We start from the raw sequence: 17,994 nt of genomic DNA on the forward strand, positions 1-17,994 counted from the left end.
GGCTACCCGGATTTGGCGGACGGGCGCCGGTGCAGGAGGTCGAACCGCGACCACATGGCCTCCGCCGCCTCGATCGACTCGCTCGTGCGGGCCGGGTCGACCGCCGCCAGCTGGGCGACGATCGCCTGGACCAGGGCCATGCCCGCGGTCAGGGACGGGAAGAACGTCACGCCCTCGGCGGGCACCATCAGCACGTGCTCGGCCGCGCCCGCGAGCGCCGGGCTGGCGGCGTCGGTGACGGCGAAGACGCGCGCGCCGCGGCTCTTCGCCTCGTTCGCCGCCAGGACCGTGCTCTCGTAGAGGCGCCAGAAGCTGATGGCGACCAGGACGTCGTCGCCGGTCAGCTTCGCCGTCTGGTTGGCGAGCTCCGCGTCGCCCGCCGTCACGGCGTGGACGTCGTAACCGGCCAGGCGCGCGTTGTGCGCCATCGCGATCCCGACCGCCGCGTAGCTGCCGTCGGCGATGACCAGCGTGCGGCGGGCCGCGCCGATCGCGCGGGCGACTTCGCGCAGCACCTCCTCGTCGAACCGGCGGTTGAGCAGGGCCAGGCCGTCGAGGTCGCGGCGCAGGGACGCCGAGCCCGGCGAGTCGACACCCCGGTGCTCCTCGGCGACCTGCGGCGCGCTCAGCGACGACATGTACCGCGCCCGCAGCTCCTGCTGCAGCGCCGGCCACCCGGCGAAGCCCAGCGCCTGCGCCGTGCGCGTCACGGTCGCGACGTTGACGCCGGCGAGCTGCGCCAGCTCGGCCGTCGACCCGAACGACGCCCGCCGCGGCTGGGAGACCAGCACCTCCAGCACGGCGGCCGACTTCGGCCGCAGGCCCCGCGCGGGCAGCCGGTCGCGCAGCCACGTCTCGAAACCGTCGTCGGTCTCCGCCACTTCGGTGCCTCCCCTCGTCCGCGTAGACCGTAACGCAGCGAGTTCGTCTTGCAATGAACGTTGCAAATTCCGAGAAACGCAGTATACGTTGTCCGCACTCCCCGACGCCCGGACACGGAAGGCGTTCCCCATGACCCTGCTGGCGCGACTGGACCGGCTCCCGCTGAGCCGGCCCCACTACAAACTGCTGCTCATCGGCGGGCTCGGCTACACCTTCGACGGCATGGACTCGGCGGTCGTGGCCTTCCTGCTGCCCAGCGCCAAGGCCGCGTGGGGGCTCGACAACGGCCAGCTCGGGCTGATCGGCTCCGCGACGCCGTTCGGCTTCCTCTTCGGCGCGATCGCGGCCGGCCTGCTCGGCGATCGCATCGGCCGCAAGAAGGTCATGATGTACGCGCTGGCCTTCTACGCGCTGTTCTCGGTCATCGCGTCCTTCTCACCCAACTACGAGGTCTTCCTCGGCGCCCGCGTGCTGGCCGGCGCCGGTGCGGGCGCGGAAAGCGCGATCATCGCGCCGTTCCTGTCCGAGTTCGTCCCGGCCAAGCGGCGCGGCTGGTTCGTCGGCGCGCTCGCCGGGTTCTTCTCCTTCGGCTTCGTCGCGGCCGCGCTGATCGGGCGGTTCGTGGTGCCGTCGTTCGACGAAGGCTGGCGCGTCGCGCAGCTCGTCACCGCGCTGCCGATCGTGATGCTGCTGTGGTGGCGCCGGTCCCTGCCCGAGTCGCCGCGGTTCCTGCTGGCGCAAGGGCGGTCGACCGAAGCCGAAAACGTCGTCGCGAAGCTGGAGCGCGACGTCGAACGGGCGACCGGCGCGGTCCTGCCGCCGGTGCCGCCGTCCGGCGCGCAGCCCGCGACCGAGACGCCGAAGGTCAACCTGTTCAGCGCCCTGAAGTTCCTGTGGAGCCCCGCGATGCGGCGCCGGACGGCGGTGATCTGGACAGTCTGGTTCGTGATCACGTTCTCCTACTACGGTTTCTTCTCCTGGATCCCGACGCTGCTCGTGGAGCGCGGCATCACGGTGACGAAGAGCTTCGAGTTCTCGATCATCATCTACCTGGCCCAGGTGCCCGGGTACTTCTCGGCCGCGTGGCTGTCCGAGCGGCTCGACCGCAAGCACACGATCGCGCTGTACCTCGCGGGTTCGGCGGTGAGCGCGTTCTGGCTGAGCCAGACGAGCGCGCCGTGGTCGATCACCCTCGCCGGCGCGGTGCTGTCGTTCTTCCTCAACGGCACGTACGCCGGGGTGTACTCCTACACGCCCGAGGTGTTCCCGACCTGGATCCGCGCCAGCGGCACCGGCCTGTCCAGCGCGTTCGGCCGGGTCGGCAGCATCCTGGCCCCGACGATCATCGGCCTGTCCGCGGCGAGCCTCGGCTTCGCCGGCGTCTTCGGCCTGACGACGGCGGTGCTGGCCGCCGGCGTGCTCTGCGTGCTCGTCTTCGGCCTGTCCACCGCGGGCCGGTCCCTGGAAGAACTGACCGAACACGGCGCCCCGAAGGCGGTCGCGAAGGAGATGACGAAGTGACACTGTCCACAGTGGAAGAACGGGTGCGGACCGAGCTGGGCGTGCGGCTGTTCACGGTCCTCGCGTGGATCCCGGAGCGCGGGGCGTTGCGGCGCGTGCACAGCAGCCACCCGGCGGAGTACCCGGTGGGCGGCGAGAAGACGGTGGAGGTCGCGGCCGGCTGGCTGGACCGCTGCATCACCGCGCGGGAGCCGTACTTCGGCCCGGACCGCGCGGCGGTGCGCGAGATCTTCGCCGACCACGAGCTGATCGAATCCCTCGGCTGCGGCTCGATCATCAACGTGCCGGTGGTGTCCGGCGGCCGCACGCTCGGGGTGCTGAACATCCTCGACGCGGAAGGCGCGTACGACGAGAAGTCGGTCGCACTGGCCGAATCCCTGGCCCCGCTCGCGGTGCCGGCCCTGCTGGAGGTGACCCGGTGAACCTGGTGCTGCGCAACGCCCGTCTGCTCGACCCGCGCTCCGGCGAATACACCGAGGGCGACCTGCGGTGCGCCGACGGCCGCATCGTGGAAACGGGCCCCGGGCTCACCGCGCCCGACGTGCCTTCCCTCGACCTCCGCGGCGCGGTCGTGCTGCCGGGCCTGGTGGACGCGCACGTCCACGTCACGGCGTCGACGGCGGACCTGGGCTCGCTCCCGTCGACGTCACCGTCCTACGTGACCGCCCACAGCGCCCGCACGATGAGCCGCATGCTGGACCGCGGCTTCACGACGGTCCGCGACGCGTCGGGCGCCGACTACGGCCTGGCGGACGCCCAGTCGGAGGGCCTGTTCCGCGGCCCCCGCCTGCTGTTCTGCGGCCGCGCGCTGAGCCAGACGGGCGGCCACGGCGACAGCCGCACCAGGGGAGCCCACGCGAAGGACGACCACCCGTGCTGCGCGGGTCTCGGCCGCGTGGCCGACGGCGTCGACGCGGTCCGCGCGGCCGCCCGCGACGAGCTGAGGAAAGGCGCCCACCACATCAAGGTGATGGCCTCGGGCGGCGTCGCCTCCCCGACGGACCGCATCGATTCGACCCAGTATTCGGCCGACGAACTGCGCGCGATCGTCGAGGAGGCATCGGCGGCCAACCGTTACGTGGCGGCCCACGCGTACACGGCTCGGGCGATCAACCGCGCCCTGGAACTGGGCATCCGGTCGATCGAGCACGGCAACCTGCTGGACGAGCGGAGCGTTTCGCTGTTCCTGGAGCACGACGCGTACCTGGTGCCGACGCTGGTGACGTACTGGGCGTTGAAGGAGGAAGGTCGCGAGCACGGCCTCCCGGAGTCGAGCTGGCGCAAGGTGGACGACGTCCTGGGCGCGGGGTTGTCGGCCCTGGAGCGCGCGGCCCGCGGCGGGGTGAAGATCGTCTACGGGACGGATCTGCTGGGCGGGATGCACCGGCACCAGAACCACGAGTTTCGCCTGCGCGGAGAGGTCCAGACGCCGTTGGAGGTCATCCGTTCGGCCACCTCGACGGCGGCGGACCTGGTGAACCTGACGGGGGAGATCGGCACACTGGCGGTGGGTGCGTATGCGGACCTGCTGGTGGTGGCGGGGGATCCGCTGGCGGACATCGGGGTTTTGGCGGAGCCGAAGAACTTCACCCACATCGTGCAGGGCGGGACGGTGGTCGGGGGTACGGCCGCCTGAACTTCGGGGGGTGGGTGGTGCCCCGGTGTTGCCGGGGCACCCACCTGCGCTACATCAGCAACGCCACCACTGGACCGCGGCGAGCGCGGCGGCGGCGATGGCTGCGTAGGTGGAGAAGTAGTGCACGAATAGCTCCTTGAAGAACCGCTGTTTCGGGGGATAGGCCATGCCGGCTTCGGGGGCCTAACATGGATCAAGCTACCCGGAGTAGACCGAGAGTCGCGGACTTCAAACCGAGAAGCGGTATCACCGCGCTCTCAGAAACCACTCCGGGTGCTGGTGTGCTTGATCGCAAGCACCCTGCGGGTGAAATAGTGCCCACGATCAGGCACTGTTGCAAGGATGTGACGCGACTTCACCCGTTAGTGGCGGTGTGGCCTGCTGTTTTGCGGCGGACACGCCATGGCGACCGTCCCCTCGTCTCCTCTGCGCGCGTCGGGGATGAACCCTTCGACGTCCACCGTGACCTCGTCCAGCCGCGCCTGCAGCCGGTCCGCTTTGAGGTCGCGTCCGCGGCCCCGGTAGAACGCGATGGCCTCCGTCCACGCCTCGATCGCGTCGTGCGGGTTGTGCAGCCCGCACAGGATCTCTCCCAAGGCCTCCAGCGCCCGGGCCTGGCCCGATGCCGTATGGGCCTTCCGTGCCAAGGCCACAGCGGCCCACGCCAGCCGCAGTGATTCGCGGGCGCGGCCTTCGGTGTGCGCGAGCCGGGCGCGGACGGTGCAGAGCTTCATGGACGCCGTCAGGTCTTCGCGGTCTTCGAGGTTGGCCAGCGCCTGGCGGCAGTGCATGTGGGCGAGCTCCGGGCGCCGCTCGTACGTGTGCAGGGCGGCAAGGGCCGTGTGCGTCGCGATCTGTCCCATCGTGTCGCCCAGGACGGTGCGGGCGTGCAGGGCGCGGTGGTAGTGCGGGAGGGCCTGCGCGTGCTGGTCGAGGTCCGCGAACGCATCGCCGAGGTAGTGCTCGGCGATGCCTTCCCGGACGGGGTCGGGTGACCGGCGCGCGAAGTCGATGCACCACCGGAAGAGACTGATCGCCTCGGCGTGCTCGCCGCGGCGGTGGTGGAGGCGGCCGAGGTTGATCTTGACCGTGAGGATCCCGACGGTTTCGTCGTACTCCGTCGCGATTTCCAGCGCCCGATCGAGGTAGTGGCGAGCTTTCTCGCAATCACCGAGGGCCAGGTGGCGTTCCCCGAGGTCGTTGAGGGACGACGCTTCGGCGACGACGTCCCGCGTGGCCCGGGCCGCCCGGATCGCCACCTGCAACCCCTGGGTGATGGCCGAAGTGCACCCGTGGCGTTCCCAGCTGTCGGTCAGCAGGTGCGGGAGCGCGATCGCGTAGTCCCACTGCGCACGACGTTCGCATTCGCGGATCAAGGCGGACAGGTTGTCGCGCTCGCGCAAAGCCCACTGCGTCGCGGCCGTGGCCGTGTCGAACGTGAGGGGCACGATCCCGGGCTCGGCCGGGAGCATCGGCGGGCGGCCGCGGTAGGGGTGCGCGATCAGGTGGGCGCGCAGCGCGGTCTGCAGGTAGTGCGACGACAGCCGGCGCAGCGGGCCCGGGTCGTCGTCCGGGATCAGGGTCCGCGCGTACCGGTGGAAGATGTCGGGGACGCGGTAGCGATCGGGTTCGCCGGGCTGGTCGACGAGGTGCCACGCGACGAGGTTCTCCAGGGCCCGGTGGGTGGCTTCGGCCGGGTGATCGCTCGCGGACAGCAGCGTGCCGACGTGGATTTCGGTGCCGGGGTGGTACCCGAACAGCCGGAAGACGTCCTGGGCGGTGGGGTCGAGGGCCTGGTAGGACCCGGAAAACGTGGTGCGGAGGCCGACGTCGTCCCCGTCGTCGCCGATGCTCAGCAGGGTTTCCGGGTCCCGCAGCTGGTCGAGCATGGTGTCGAGGCTGACCCCGGCCCGCCCGGCGGCTCGCTGGGCCAGCAGGGTCAATGCGAGCGGAAGTCCGTCGCCGAGCAGCGTCAACGCGCGCGCAGCTTCCGGCTCTTCCTCGGCCCGTCCGCGCATCCGCTTGCTGAGCAGCGCGAACGACTGTTCTTCGTCGAGGTGGCCGAGCTTCGTGGTGGGGATGTCGTGCCTGCGGGCCAGCGCGGCGAGGGAGTTGCGCGAGGTGAGCAGCACCGTGCACGACTCGAGGACGTCGACGAGGTCGTCCACCTGGTCCGAACCGCCCGCGTTGTCGAGGATGACGAGCATCGGCCGCCGGACGGCGAGCAGCGAACGCAGCTGGGTGGCCCGTGCCGTGGCGCTGACCAGGTGGTCGACCGGGTAGTCGAGCGCGGTGAGGGTCAGGTCGACGACCTCGTCGGTCGTCCTCGCCGGTCCCGGCCCGAACCCCCGCAGGTCGATGCAGACGATGCCGCCGGGGAAGTGGTCCGCGGACCGGTGCGCCCAGTGTGCGGAGAGGGCGGTTTTCCCGATGCCCGGTAGTCCGCTGACGATGGCCGCGTGCGCGTGGCCGGTGCCCGGCGCGAGCAGGTGCCGGTCGAGCGCGTCGAGCGCGTCCGCCCGGCCGACGAACCCGCGGAGGTTCCGGGGCAGCCCGACGCGGATCGCGCCGGCGGCGGGCTTCGGGGTGGGCCGCGGCACGGGCTTCGCCTTCGTGCCCGGGTAGCGGTCCCGCAGGTGCGAGTGGTGCTCCCGCAGGTCCGTGGCCGCGTCCCGGTCGCCGGCCGCCGCGAATTCCTTGAGCACCGCTTCGACGTAGGTGCGTGCTTCGTGCGACTGGCCCAGTGCGTAGAGGGCCGTGACCCGGAGCTTCACGAACGTCGGCTCGCCCCCGTACGGGTGAGGTACTTCGCTCAGCTGCTTGAGCGCTTCGCCGGGCCGGCCGGTCGTCAGCAGTTCGGCGGCGAGGAAACTGTGCGCGGGTGCCCAGTCCGCGGCCATCGTGTGCCGCCGCCAATTCTGCGCGGGTTCGGTGGTCAGGCCGGCGAGCGGCTCGTCGCGCCACAACGCGAGGGCTGCACGTGCGACCTCGCATGCATTTTCATGGTCGCCGTCGACGCTGGACCGCCGGGCGCGGTGCATTTCGTCGGTGAATCGGCGAAAATCAACGAGATCGGGAGCGATATCGAGGAGATAACCACCGTTCAGTGCGCGGATCGAAGGCGGCTCGTCGGTCTCGTCGAGGCTCTGCCGCAGGCGGTTGATCGCTTTGTACAACGCTTCTTTGGGATTGGCCGGTGGGGCTCCGTCGCTCCACGCCCAGTTCAGCAAGTGGTCCTGCGAGAAACGCTTTCCCGGGTCGGTGAGCAGGGCAGCGAGCAGGTGGCGCGCTTGCCGGGACCCCCAGTCCTCGGTCAGGTTCCCGTGCATCCGCACCGTTGTCTGCCCGAGAATTCCGTACGCGATCTCCATTCTTCGTTCCTTTCCCCTCTCCTTCCGTCAGCCTTGCATCGTTTTGGTTAATCGGCGACGACGGCGCGATAACGATCGATTGTGTCGGAGAACTGGCCAAGGTTTGTCCGTGCTTTGTCCGTCGCGTGGGAAGCCCGCCGGGAGCGCGGCCCCGGAAGCTCTCGTCGCGGAACACCCGACGACGGCGAGGGGATGCTCGATGAGCGAGTTGTGGGTACGAGGGCCGGTCGGCCTGGACGCCGGTGCGCGCGTCACGCGACCGCGGTGCCGCGCGGTGCTGGTCGTGGTCCCGTCGGTGACCGCCGGCACCCGGCTGGTCGAGCTGGTTTCCCTGCTGGAACCGGATTTGCGCGTCCAGGTGGTCTACACCGTGCCGCACACGACGGAACGCTGGCCGGGCGCCGAAGAGTTCGTCCGCGGCCTGCACGGCCTGGTGCTGCCGTGGGAGCAGGCCGTCGCCCACCGGTTCGACCTGGTGCTGGCGGCGAGCCCCCGCCAGTTGGCCGAGCTGCACGGTCCCGTCCTCCTGGTCGGGCACGGCGCCGGTCCGGTGTCCCGCCGGTTCAGCCGGAAGGCGGGCCACGCCACCGAACCCACCACCGGCTTCGACCGCGAGCTGCTGACCTTCCGCGGGCGGGTGCTGCCGTCGGTGCTCGGCCTCGGCACCGACGCCGAGGCGGACCTGGTGCGCGAGCGGTGTCCCGAGGCGCTGCCGAACGCCGTGGTGGCCGGGGACATCTGCTACGACCGGATGCGGGCGAGCCGGCACCGGCGTGAGGCGTACCGCGCCGCGCTCGGGGTGGCGCCGGACCGGCGGCTCGTCGTGATCAGCACGACGTGGTTCACCGATTCGGCGTTCGGCAGGCTGCCGCGGCTGTACCGGGACGTGGTCGACGCGCTCCCGGCCGGGGAGTTCGCCGTCGCCGCGGTCCTGCACCCCCTCGTCTGGGCGGTGCACGGACGGCGCCAGGTCAGCGCGTGGCTGTCCGACGCGGTCGCGCGCGGCCTGCTGCTGATCCCGCCGGAATCCGGGTGGCAGGCGACGATGCTCGCCGCCGACTGGGTGATCGGCGACCACGGTTCGACGACGGGCTACGCGGCGGCGATGGGCTGTCCCGTGACCTACGTGTCGATGCCGGCCGGGCAGCCGCGGGAGGGGAGCGTCGCCGCCGCGGTCCGGGCGCACGCCTTGCCACTGACCTGGGGACGCCCGCTGCCCGGGCAACTCGATTCCGCTCGTGCACGCGTTGCCGGGCTCTCGGCGGCCGCGGCCGGGGCGATCACGTCCCGGCCGGACCGCGCGGCGGAGATCCTGCGGGACGCGATGTACCGGCTGCTCGAACTCTCGGCTCCCGGCGCCCCGGCCGTGCCACCGCTGGTGCCCGCCGCGCTTCCGCTGCCGGAGTGGTCGGCGTGACGGCCCCGGGCGTGTGGCGGGTGCGCGTCCGGCTGGCGCGGTCGAGCGTCGCGCTCCTGGTGGCCGACGCCCGCGCCGCCGCCGAGGCGTGGGCCGTGTGCGCCGACGTCGTCCTGACCGGCGTCCACGGTTCTCGCGGTGCGGCGGTGACCGCGATCCGCCGTGCGGCCGGGCGTTACCCGGGCGCCGCCGTGGCGCTGGCCTGGTCCGACGACGGCGCGCTGCTCGCCGGGTCGCGGTCAGTCGTCGGTGAGTTCCCCGGCCCGGGGGTCGCCGAGCTCGGCGTAGAGCCGCCGGGCTTCCGCGCGGTGCTCGCGGGCGTGCTCGAGGTCGTCGTGCCGGGCCTCCAGCTCGGCGAGCGCGGCGAGGATTTCGGCGGTGTAGTACGGCGAATCGAGCGGGCGGATCACCGCCAGCGCGTCGAGTAGCCGCGTCCGGGCTTCGCCGGGACGGCCGTGGCGCTCGTGCAACCGGGCGAGCGCCGTGACGACGCGGGCGTGCTGGTTGGCGTCGCCCAGCTCGGCCATCGCCGTGGCGGCCGCGGTGAGCTCGGCGGCGGCCGCCTCGTCCCGGTTCAGCTCGATGAAGAGTTCCCCGCGGCGACGGCGGGCCAGCGCCACCCCGCGCCGCAGGCCGATCTGCGTGTGCAGCTCGGCGCTGCGCTCGTACAGCTCGAGGGCCCGCTCGAGGTCGCCGTCGCGCCGCGCCGCGGCGGCGAGCCGGGACACCGCGGTCGCCCGCGTCGGCCCGTGGTTCTCGCGTTCACCGATCTCGAGCGCCACGGCGTTGTGGGCGGCCGCGTCGTCGAACCGGCCGAGCTGTTCCAGCGCGTACCCGAGCTGACTGTGCAGCCGCGCTTCGACCAGCGGCCGGCCACACCGCCGGGTCGCGGCGATGCCCACGGCGGTGAGTGCGAGGAAGGGTTCGTAGTCGCGGTTGTAGAGGAAGTACCCCCAGGACGCCTCGCACAGCTGCCACACCTCGGTGTCCCAGCCCCGCGCCGCGGCTTCGCGGACCACCACCCGGATCACCTGCTGGTCGCGTCGCCACCAGTGGATCGCCTGGTCCCGGTCGGCGAAGGTCCCGGTGGCCGGCCCGGCGAGCGGGGCGAACCGCGGCCGGAACGGGTGGATGAGCTCGTCCGCGGCGATCGCGCGGTCGACGTACCAGCGGACGTACGCGCGCACCGCCGTCAGGCGCTGGGGTTCCGGCGTCTCGCGTTCGCACCGGGCGCGGGCGTCGTCGCGGACCACGTCGTGCTGGCTGACGACGTCGTCGTGCTCGCTCAGCAGGTTGGCCTCGACCAGTTCGTCGGTCAGGCCGTCGAGGCTGTCGACCGGCGTGGCGAGGACGTGGGCCAGCGCGTCGAGGGCGAGGTGCTCGCCGGGCAGCAGACCGCAGAGGCGGTAGAGCTCGGCTGCGGCCGGTGACAAGGATTCGTACGACGCTTCGAACACCTTTCGCGTGCTTTCGGCCGCCGGTGCGTGGCGGAATTCCCGGGCGAGGCTTCGTTCGGGACGCGTGCGAAGGCGGGCTCCGACGACCGCGATGCGCAGCGGGAGACCGCCGCAGGCGCGCAGGATGCCCGCGGCCGCGGCCGGATCGGCGTCGAGGCGCCCGCGCCCGGCGCGGACGTCCAGGAGCGCGTGGGCGTCCCGGTCGGCCAGCGGTTCGACCGGGACGATGTCCGCGCCGTCCAGGCTGAGCCCGCTGAGCTGGGTGCGGCTGGTGACGAGGACGAACGCGGTCGGGGCCGCGGGCAGCAGGGCGCGGACCTGTCCCGCGAAGACGACGTTGTCCAGCAGGAGCGCCAGCGAGTGCCCGCTGGTGAAGGCGCGGAACAACGCGGCGCGCTGGCCGGTCTGGGCGGGGATGTCGTCCGCCGGGACCCCGAGCGCGGTGAGGAAGCCGTGGAGCGCGATGTCGGGCGATTCCGGGCTTTCGTCGTCCGACGCGAAACTCGCGTAGAGGACGCCGTCGGGGAAATCGTCGCGGCGGGTGGTGAGCCAATGGACGGCGAGAGCTGTTTTTCCGACGCCGCCGACACCGGTCAGGACGGCGATCCGCGGGTGCTCACGACGGTGCCCCCGCAGGGAATCGAGCTGGGCGAGTTCGCGGTCACGCCCGACCATCCCGGGTGGCGGTGGTGGCAATTGGATCGGTCTCGGCCGCGCTGTGTGGTGGTAACGTGCCGTGCGGCGCTTCTGCCCCGGACGCGTCATGGTTCCCCTCCCCGATGCAGGCCCGACCTTCCGGTCTACCGGTTTTGCGGCCGCGGCGGGAGGTCAGTGTGCGCAGTTACACAACACGGAGAGTGTCACTCCATTGTGGACTACTCTCAGTTCATCGAATTGCTCACTGTGTGCTATTGCTTTCCCCCGCGCGGGCGCATCGGGACGCGGTGTTGTTGCAGCAAGCGATAGATCTTGCCGTAGGAGACGTCGTGTGCGTCGGCGAGCGCGCGGACGGTTGCGCCGTCCAGGTAATCGGCGATCACCTCGTCGGTGTCGAGCTCGCGTTTGATGCCGCGACCGGTTCGGGGCAGGTCGGCGCCGTTGCGGCGCAGCAGAACGCCGGTCCAGCTCAGTGAGAGCCGGTAACGCCGGGCGATTTGCGTGACGGTCGCGCCGTTCTCCCAGTCCTGCACCATCCGGCGATTGCGATCGCTGCGCCCGGCGGCGTCCCGATCGGGTTGTTCCGGCGTGTCCATGCGTGCTCCCGTGACAGTCGCGTGCGTGGTGCTCGGTTCTCGCGATTGTCCCGCATGCCCGGGCTCGAATCGAGCGGCATCCGAGCGTTTCGGTGACGGGGTTCTCGTGCAGGTGCACGCGTGCTGCGCATGGATTCAGTGTTGCCGTCGCAAAGCCAGAACGTCGAGCCGTCCGGCCGGGGCCGACGGGTGAAACTCCACAGTGGACCGGCGGGGTCGGCGGCGGGCGCCGCCGACCCGTGCCGGCTACCAGTTCCGGACCGCCGGTGCGTAGCCCGCCGGCTTGGTGCCCACCTTCAAGCCCGGGCTCACGATCCAGTTCTGGTACTCCGCCGTGAACATCCGGTACACCGACGCCGGCGCGACCGCGCTCGCCTCGTCCAGCAGCTTCCGCTGCTCGGCCGGGAGCTCGAAGTCCAACGCGGCCATGCTCTTGCCCAGCTGCTCGGCACTGCTGGCGCCCACGATCGCCGACGCGATGCCCGGCTGGGTGGCCACCCAGTTGATCGCCACCTGGGCCATCGTCACGCCCAGCTGGGCCGCCACCTGCTCCAGCGGCTTCAGCAGCTGCCAATCGCGGTCGGTCCACTGGTTGTCCGCGTCGCTGAAGCGGCCCGCGCCGCCGTTGCGGTACTTGCCCGTCAGGAAGCCGCCGGCCAGGGGGCTCCAGGCCGTGACGCCCAGGCCCAGTTCCTGGCCCATCGAGACGTGCTCGGTCTCGATCTCGCGCTGCACCAGGGAATACGGCAGCTGGAGGTTGATCATCGGGGCCAGCGAATGGGCCTCGGCGTACGTCTGGGCGCGGGCGGCGTACCAGCTCGGGACGTCGGACAGGCCCGGGTAGCGGATCTTGCCCGCGCGGACGAGGTCGTCGAACGTGCGGACGACCTCCTCCACCGGGGTGATGCGGTCCCACGTGTGCAGCAGGAACAGGTCGACGTAGTCCGTGCCCAGCCGGCGCAGCGACGCCTCCAGGGCGCGGATCATGTGCTTGCGCCCGTTGCCGCCCGCGTTGGGGTCGGCCGGGTCGACGCTGTTGGTGAACTTGGTGGTCAGGACCACCCGGTCGCGCGTGCCCGTTTCGGCGATCAGCTTGCCGAGGATCGTTTCGCTTTCGCCCGCCGTGTAGAAGTCCGCCGTGTCGAGGAAGTTGCCGCCTTCGTCGAGGTACTTGCGGAAGATCGGGCGGACCTCGTCCTCGGTCTTCCCGTAGGCGGCGTGGAAGCCGCCGGTGCCGAAGTTCATCGTGCCGAGGGCGAGCCTGCTCACGCGCAGACCGGAGCGGCCGAGGAGGTAGTACTGGTCGAGAGGCATGGGAAGGGCTCCTGGGAAAGGGAAATCCGTTGACTTCTCCACCGTGCCCGCGCATTTTTGGACCCGCAAGTCCACTAGTGGTGGCCGTCACCCGAGGGCACGACGAAACTCACCGTCTTGCTGTCCAGCACCTTGTGGGTGGGGTCGGCGAGCCCGATCCACACGCGGTGCGGACCCGGCGGCAGCGCCTGGATGATGAGCGGCTCGCCACTGGCGTCGGCCCAGTGCCACGGCGCGTCGTCGACCGTCACGTGGATGTGGCCGACGCGTGGGGAGACGTCGAGGGCGGCCGGGCCGTAGACCGGGACGATCCGCAGGTTCTCCGCGCGGTACCGGAGCACCACGAGCCCCATCGCGAGCTGCTCGGGCAGCGGCGCGTCGACGACGAGCGCGGGCGGCGGCTGCGAAGGGAGCGGGACGACCGGCGCCGGGGCCCAGCCGGCCGGGGCGGCGGGTGGTGCGGGCGGCGCCGCGCTCGGCGAACAGGCGGCGGCGAGCGCGACGACGGCGGTCAGGACGGCTCCGCGGATCAGGTGCGTCATGCCCTCGACGCTAGGTTTTCCATGGTCGGCTTCGCGCCCGTCGGACGACGCTGCCGGCGTACGTCGCCGGGCAGGCGCCCCGATGCGGTGGGGTCGGCCGCATCGGGGCGCGTGGACTCAGCGGCAGCGGTAGCTCGCCGCCGTGGCCGGGTCGCCGTGGCCGGTGTAGCGCGAGACCTTCGGGTACGCGCACAGGTCACGGGTCGCGCCGCTCGCGGTCGCCGCCGCGAGGGTGGCCGGGGCCTTGCCGTGCTCGACCCAGTCGACCAGCGCGCCCAGCGGGTTCGACGGCTGCGGGCCGATGCCGCCGCCGCAGTGCTCGACGCCCGGGGCCAGGAACAGCCGGTAGAAGTCGTTCACCCGCTGCGGGCCGCCCAGTGCGCGCTCGACCTGCTGGCGGTAGTACAGCGCGCCGCCGGGCGGGATGAGCTGGTCGCTCGTGCCGACGTAGGTCAGCAGCTTGCCGCCGGAGCGGCGGAACGCCGACAGGTCGGGGTCCGACGTGCCGATCACGCCGTCGTACTCGCGCACCGACTGCCGGAAGACGTCCCGGTACTGCGCGTACGTCAGCTTGGAGGTGTCGAAGCCCGGCTGCTTCTCGAGGAACGACTGCACCCACAGGACGGCCACCTGGAAGCCCGGCGCGGTCAGCGTGCCGTCGGGTCCGGCCTGCGTGCCCGCGACCCACGTGTAGTCCGCGCCCTTCGGCAGCCCGGCCCACAGCTTGCGGCCGCGCTCGTCGGTCGGCCCGGCCCAGATCTTGCGCATGACCTCGGCGTCGGCCGCGGTCACGGTGAACTCGTTGCCGTCGCAGACGACCTTCGTGCCGACCAGGCTGCGCGGGTCGTAGCTGCACTCGTCCGGGTGATCGATGATGCCGTCGGTGACGCCGTCACGCGCGTCGCACGCCTGCACCGCGGCCTTCTGGAACGCCGAAAGCACGCAGTTGCTGGGGAAGTCGTGCTCGTTGTTCATCACGACCTGCGGCCAGAGCGTCGCGACCGCGAACTGCGACCACTCGACGGCCGGGGCGTTCGCGAGGATGCCGTCGAAGTCGCCGGCGTGGTTCTGGGCCTCCGAGTAGCCCTGGCGGCCGCCGGTCGAGCAGCCGGTCCAGTAGGAGAACGTGATCGGCCGCTGGTAGTGGCGTTCCGTGACGGCCTTGCCGAGCACGGCCTCTTCGTGGGCCGACCGGGTGGCGAAGTTCGTCAGCAGGGTGCGGTCGACCTTGCCGCCGGCGGTCAGCGCCCACGACGTGTCGAGCGGGTTCGCGGACACGCCGGCGTCGGTCGTCACGGCGCTGTAGCCGTCCTTGACCGCCTGGGTGAACGGCGCCCCGGACTCGCCGGCGGCGTAGGCGCTGCCGCCGAGGGCCTGCAGGCGCCCGGTCCAGCCGGATTCGGGCAGCCCGACGACGACCTTGACGTGGTCGTGGCCGTCGTGGGTGAGGGTCACGGTGATCCGGCAGAACGCGGGCGCGTCGGTCTTGCGCTCCGCCGACACGGATTCGACCTTCGCGCCGGGCGGGGCCGGCACCGCGACGGCGGCGCACGCCGGCGCGGCCGAAGCCGAGGCGGCGGGTGCGAGCTGCGTGACGGTGGTCAGCAGGAGCGGCACGGCGGCCGCGAGGAGTATGCGTCTCATCGGTCTCTCTGATCGCTTGCGTCTTTCATCCGCTGCGAAAGCTAGGTGCCGGGCCGGGGGCACCGCGCCCGTCGGGTGACGCTGTCGATGTACGTCACTCGGCGCTGAACTGCGGAAACGTGCGTTGGGTAAGGTCGTTTCCATGGTGCTGCGTGGCCGGGAAACCGAGCTGAAGGAGCTGGGCGAGCTCGTCGACGGCCCGGAAGACCGAGCCGGGGTGCTGATCCGCGGCGAAGCGGGCATCGGCAAGTCCGCGCTGGTGACGGAGACGGCGGCCGCGGCGTCGGTCGCCGGGCTGCGGGTGCTGCGCACGACCGGCGCCGAGGGCGAGCAGAACCTCGCGTACGCCGGGCTGCACCAGCTGCTGTACCCCGTCCGTGGCGGGGCGGCCGGGCTGCCGGCGCCGCAGCGTGACGCCCTGCGGACGGCGCTGGGGCTGGCGGACGGCGCTGAGCCGAGCGCCTACCTGGTGGGGCTGGCGGCGCTGACGTTGCTGGCCGAGGAAGCCGTGGCGAAGCCGTTGCTGCTGGTCGCGGAGGACGTGCACTGGCTGGACCGCGCGAGCGCGGACGTTCTCGCGTTCGTCGCGCGGCGGATCGAGACCGAGCCGGTCGTGCTGGTCGCCACGCTGCGCGAGGGCGCGGAGTCACCGCTGCTCGACGCGGGTCTGGCGCCGATGCCGCTGGATCGGTTGGCGGCCGACGACGCGGCGGAGCTGCTGGACTCGGTGGCGCCGCGGCTGGCCCCGGCGGTCCGGACGCGGTTGCTGGCCGAGGCGGCGGGCCACCCGCTGGCGTTGACGGAGCTGCCGGCGGCGGCGGCCGAGCTGGACGGGCTGGACCCGGTGCTGCCGTTGACGGAGCGGCTGGAGCGCGCGTTCACGGCCCGGGTGGCGGCGTTGCCGTCGGCGACGCGGACGGCGTTGCTGGTGGCGGCGCTGAACGAGACGACTTCACTGGCGGAGACGCTGGCGGCGACCAGCACACTGCTCGCGGACGGCGCGCCCGCGACCGGCGCCGGGCAAGGTGCGGCGGCCGACTCTCCCACCACCAGCGCCGATCCCGAAATCCTCGCCCCCGCCGTCGAGGCTCGGCTGATCGAACTCACCGCCGGTGTCGTCACCTTCCGCCACCCCCTCATGCGCTCCGCCATCCCCGCCGCCGCCAACGCTCTCGACCGGCGCCGGGCCCACCTCGCCCTCGTCGAAGCCCTCCAAGACCAACCCGACCGCCGCGCCTGGCACCAGGCCGCCGCCACCGCCGGGCCCGACGAAGCCGTCGCCGAAGAACTCGAGCGCACGGCCGAACGCGCCCGGTACCGGGGCGGAGCCGCCGCCGCGATCGCCGCGCTGGAACAGGCCGCTCGGCTCAGCTGTGCGCCCGGGCCGCGGGCCGATCGGCTGCTCAAGGCCGCCGAACTGGCCGTCGAATCGGGACGGCGGGAGACCGCCGAACGGCTGGTCCGCGAAGCCCGGCCCGCCGACCCTCGACGCCGGGCCACCGCGAGCCGGCTGCTCAGCGAGTTCGAAGACGGCGTCCGCGAAGATCCCGCGCGCGTCGCCGAGCTGGCCGAGGTCGCGCGGGCCGTCGCGGCCGACGGGGAGCACGACGCCGCCATGCGGATCCTCTGGAGCGCCGCCATGCGCTGCTTCTGGACCGAGCCCGGGCCCGCCGCGAGGCAAGCGCTGCTCGACGTCGCCGACCTGCTGCCCGTCCCGGCCGACGACCCGCGGATCGTGGCCGTCACCGCGTACGTCGCGCCGTTCGAGCGGGGCGAGGCCGTCCTCGGGCACCTTCGGGCGCTGGTCGCGCGGACCGGGGCCGATCCCGAGGTCGACCGGTACCTCGGCAGCGCCGCGCTGCAGGTCGGCGCCTTCGACCTCGCCGCCCGGTTCTCCGCGGCCGCCGCGCCCGGGCTGCGCGCGCAGGGGCGGCTCGGGCTGCTGCCGCGCGCGCTCGCCGTGCTCGCCTGGAGCCGCGTGCGGCTCGGGGACCTGGCCGGCGCCGTGCCCGCCGCGGCGGAGGCGGCCCGGTTCGCGCAGGAGACCGGGCAGCCGTTCATGGCCGGGCTGGCCACCGCCGTCCAGGCCGAGATCGCGGCGCTGCGGGGTGACCACCGGCAGGCCGGGGCGCTGGCCGCGGAGGCCGAACGCGCCGGGCTCGCCGCCGGGGCGCGGCCGGTGCTCGCCACCGTCCAGCTCACGCGTGGTCTCGTCAACCTCGGCGAGGGGCGCTTCGAGGACGCCTTCGCCGACCTTCGCCGGCTGCTCGATCCCGCCGACCCCGCGTACCAGCTGGCGTTGCGCGCGTACTGCGTCGCCGAGCTGACCGAAGCCGCCGTCCGGGCCGGGCAGACCGACGTGGTGCGGGACATCCTGGCCGAGCTGGAGCGCCTCGGCTCGACGTCACCCGCGCTGCACATCGGGCTGCGGTACGCGCGCGCCGTGCTCGACCCGTGCGACGAGCGGTTCGCCGAAGCGCTGCAGGCCGACCTGGCCGGCTGGCCCGCCGAACGCGGCCGCGTCCACCTGGCGTTCGGCGAGTGGCTGCGGCGGCAGCGGCGGGTCGTCGAATCGCGGACGCACCTGCGCACCGCCCGCGAGACGTTCGACGCGCTCGGCATGACGACGTGGGCCGAGCGGGCCCGGCGCGAGCTGCGCGGCGCGGGCGAGTCGAGCCCGAACCGCGGTCCGGACGCCCGGGACAAGCTCACCCCGCACGAGCTGAGCATCGCGCAGCTGGCCGCGGAGGGGCTGACGAACCGGGAGATCGGGCAGCGGCTGTACCTTTCGCACCGGACCGTCGGCACGCACCTGCACCGCATCTTCCCCAAGCTCGGCGTGAGTTCGCGCGCCGACCTCGCCGGGACGCTGAAGGCCCTGGAAGGGTGACTTACACCCGCTGCGTCACCTGACGGGCGCGCAGCTCACCGGACACTCCCTAACGTCGTGAAAGTCC

12 protein-coding genes are annotated in these 17,994 nt (G+C 72.4%); 5 read left to right on the plus strand and 7 right to left on the minus strand.

The window, feature by feature from the left end; all coding sequences use genetic code 11:
* Window positions 1–2 precede the first annotated feature (2 nt).
* On the minus strand, window positions 3–881 hold the full coding sequence (locus ACLJQM_RS13055; RefSeq protein ID WP_410631402.1) for a MurR/RpiR family transcriptional regulator: 879 nt from the start codon (window positions 879–881) through the stop codon (window positions 3–5).
* Between the two features lie 130 nt (window positions 882–1,011).
* On the opposite strand from ACLJQM_RS13055, the gene ACLJQM_RS13060 reads away from it, so the two are divergent.
* From ACLJQM_RS13060 to ACLJQM_RS13070, 3 genes are read left to right on the plus strand one after another with little or no spacing between them, the layout of a single operon-like run.
* Complete coding sequence (locus tag ACLJQM_RS13060) at window positions 1,012–2,403, plus strand: MFS transporter (protein ID WP_360773608.1); 1,392 nt, start codon at window positions 1,012–1,014, stop codon at window positions 2,401–2,403.
* A complete protein-coding gene (locus ACLJQM_RS13065) occupies window positions 2,400–2,825 on the plus strand; it encodes a GAF domain-containing protein (protein ID WP_360773611.1) in 426 nt (141 codons plus the stop codon). Before ACLJQM_RS13060 ends, ACLJQM_RS13065 begins: the two co-directional genes overlap by 4 nt.
* Window positions 2,822–4,039, plus strand: a complete 1,218-nt coding sequence (locus tag ACLJQM_RS13070) for an amidohydrolase family protein (protein ID WP_410631403.1) — start codon at window positions 2,822–2,824, stop codon at window positions 4,037–4,039. The genes ACLJQM_RS13065 and ACLJQM_RS13070 overlap by 4 nt, the downstream gene beginning before the upstream one ends.
* A gap of 362 nt (window positions 4,040–4,401) precedes the next feature.
* On the opposite strand, the gene ACLJQM_RS13075 is transcribed toward ACLJQM_RS13070, so the two are convergent.
* Window positions 4,402–7,410 (minus strand): tetratricopeptide repeat protein, encoded by a 3,009-nt coding sequence (locus ACLJQM_RS13075; RefSeq protein WP_410631404.1) that lies wholly within the window; start codon window positions 7,408–7,410, stop codon window positions 4,402–4,404.
* A 199-nt stretch (window positions 7,411–7,609) separates the two neighbouring features.
* On the opposite strand from ACLJQM_RS13075, the gene ACLJQM_RS13080 reads away from it, so the two are divergent.
* Window positions 7,610–8,827: a hypothetical protein gene (locus ACLJQM_RS13080; RefSeq protein ID WP_410631405.1), complete on the plus strand. Its 1,218-nt coding sequence runs from the start codon at window positions 7,610–7,612 to the stop codon at window positions 8,825–8,827.
* A gap of 239 nt (window positions 8,828–9,066) precedes the next feature.
* Here the strand turns inward: ACLJQM_RS13080 and ACLJQM_RS13085 are convergent, their stop codons facing one another.
* The 5 genes from ACLJQM_RS13085 to ACLJQM_RS13105 all read right to left on the minus strand — a co-directional run bounded on the left by ACLJQM_RS13085 (window position 9,067) and on the right by ACLJQM_RS13105 (window position 15,037).
* A complete protein-coding gene (locus tag ACLJQM_RS13085) occupies window positions 9,067–10,959 on the minus strand; it encodes an NB-ARC domain-containing protein (protein ID WP_410631406.1) in 1,893 nt (630 codons plus the stop codon).
* Window positions 10,960–11,192: 233 nt separating this feature from the next.
* Entirely contained in the window at window positions 11,193–11,537 is a 345-nt protein-coding gene (locus tag ACLJQM_RS13090) for a helix-turn-helix domain-containing protein (RefSeq protein ID WP_410631407.1), read from the minus strand.
* Window positions 11,538–11,783: 246 nt separating this feature from the next.
* Window positions 11,784–12,851, minus strand: a complete 1,068-nt coding sequence (locus ACLJQM_RS13095; RefSeq protein WP_410631408.1) for an aldo/keto reductase — start codon at window positions 12,849–12,851, stop codon at window positions 11,784–11,786.
* Between the two features lie 74 nt (window positions 12,852–12,925).
* Window positions 12,926–13,393 carry a DUF6130 family protein gene (locus ACLJQM_RS13100; protein ID WP_410631409.1) on the minus strand — a complete coding sequence of 156 codons (468 nt, stop codon included), beginning with the start codon at window positions 13,391–13,393 and terminating at the stop codon, window positions 12,926–12,928.
* A gap of 117 nt (window positions 13,394–13,510) precedes the next feature.
* Window positions 13,511–15,037, minus strand: a complete 1,527-nt coding sequence (locus tag ACLJQM_RS13105) for a tannase/feruloyl esterase family alpha/beta hydrolase (RefSeq protein ID WP_410631410.1) — start codon at window positions 15,035–15,037, stop codon at window positions 13,511–13,513.
* A 142-nt stretch (window positions 15,038–15,179) separates the two neighbouring features.
* Here ACLJQM_RS13105 and ACLJQM_RS13110 point away from each other — a divergent pair, with 142 nt between their 5' ends.
* Window positions 15,180–17,927, plus strand: a complete 2,748-nt coding sequence (locus ACLJQM_RS13110; RefSeq protein WP_410631411.1) for an ATP-binding protein — start codon at window positions 15,180–15,182, stop codon at window positions 17,925–17,927.
* Window positions 17,928–17,994: the final 67 nt, after the last annotated feature.

Origin of the sequence: Amycolatopsis sp. cmx-4-83 (assembly GCF_046548815.1) — a bacterium.
Lineage (GTDB): Bacteria > Actinomycetota > Actinomycetes > Mycobacteriales > Pseudonocardiaceae > Amycolatopsis > Amycolatopsis pretoriensis_A.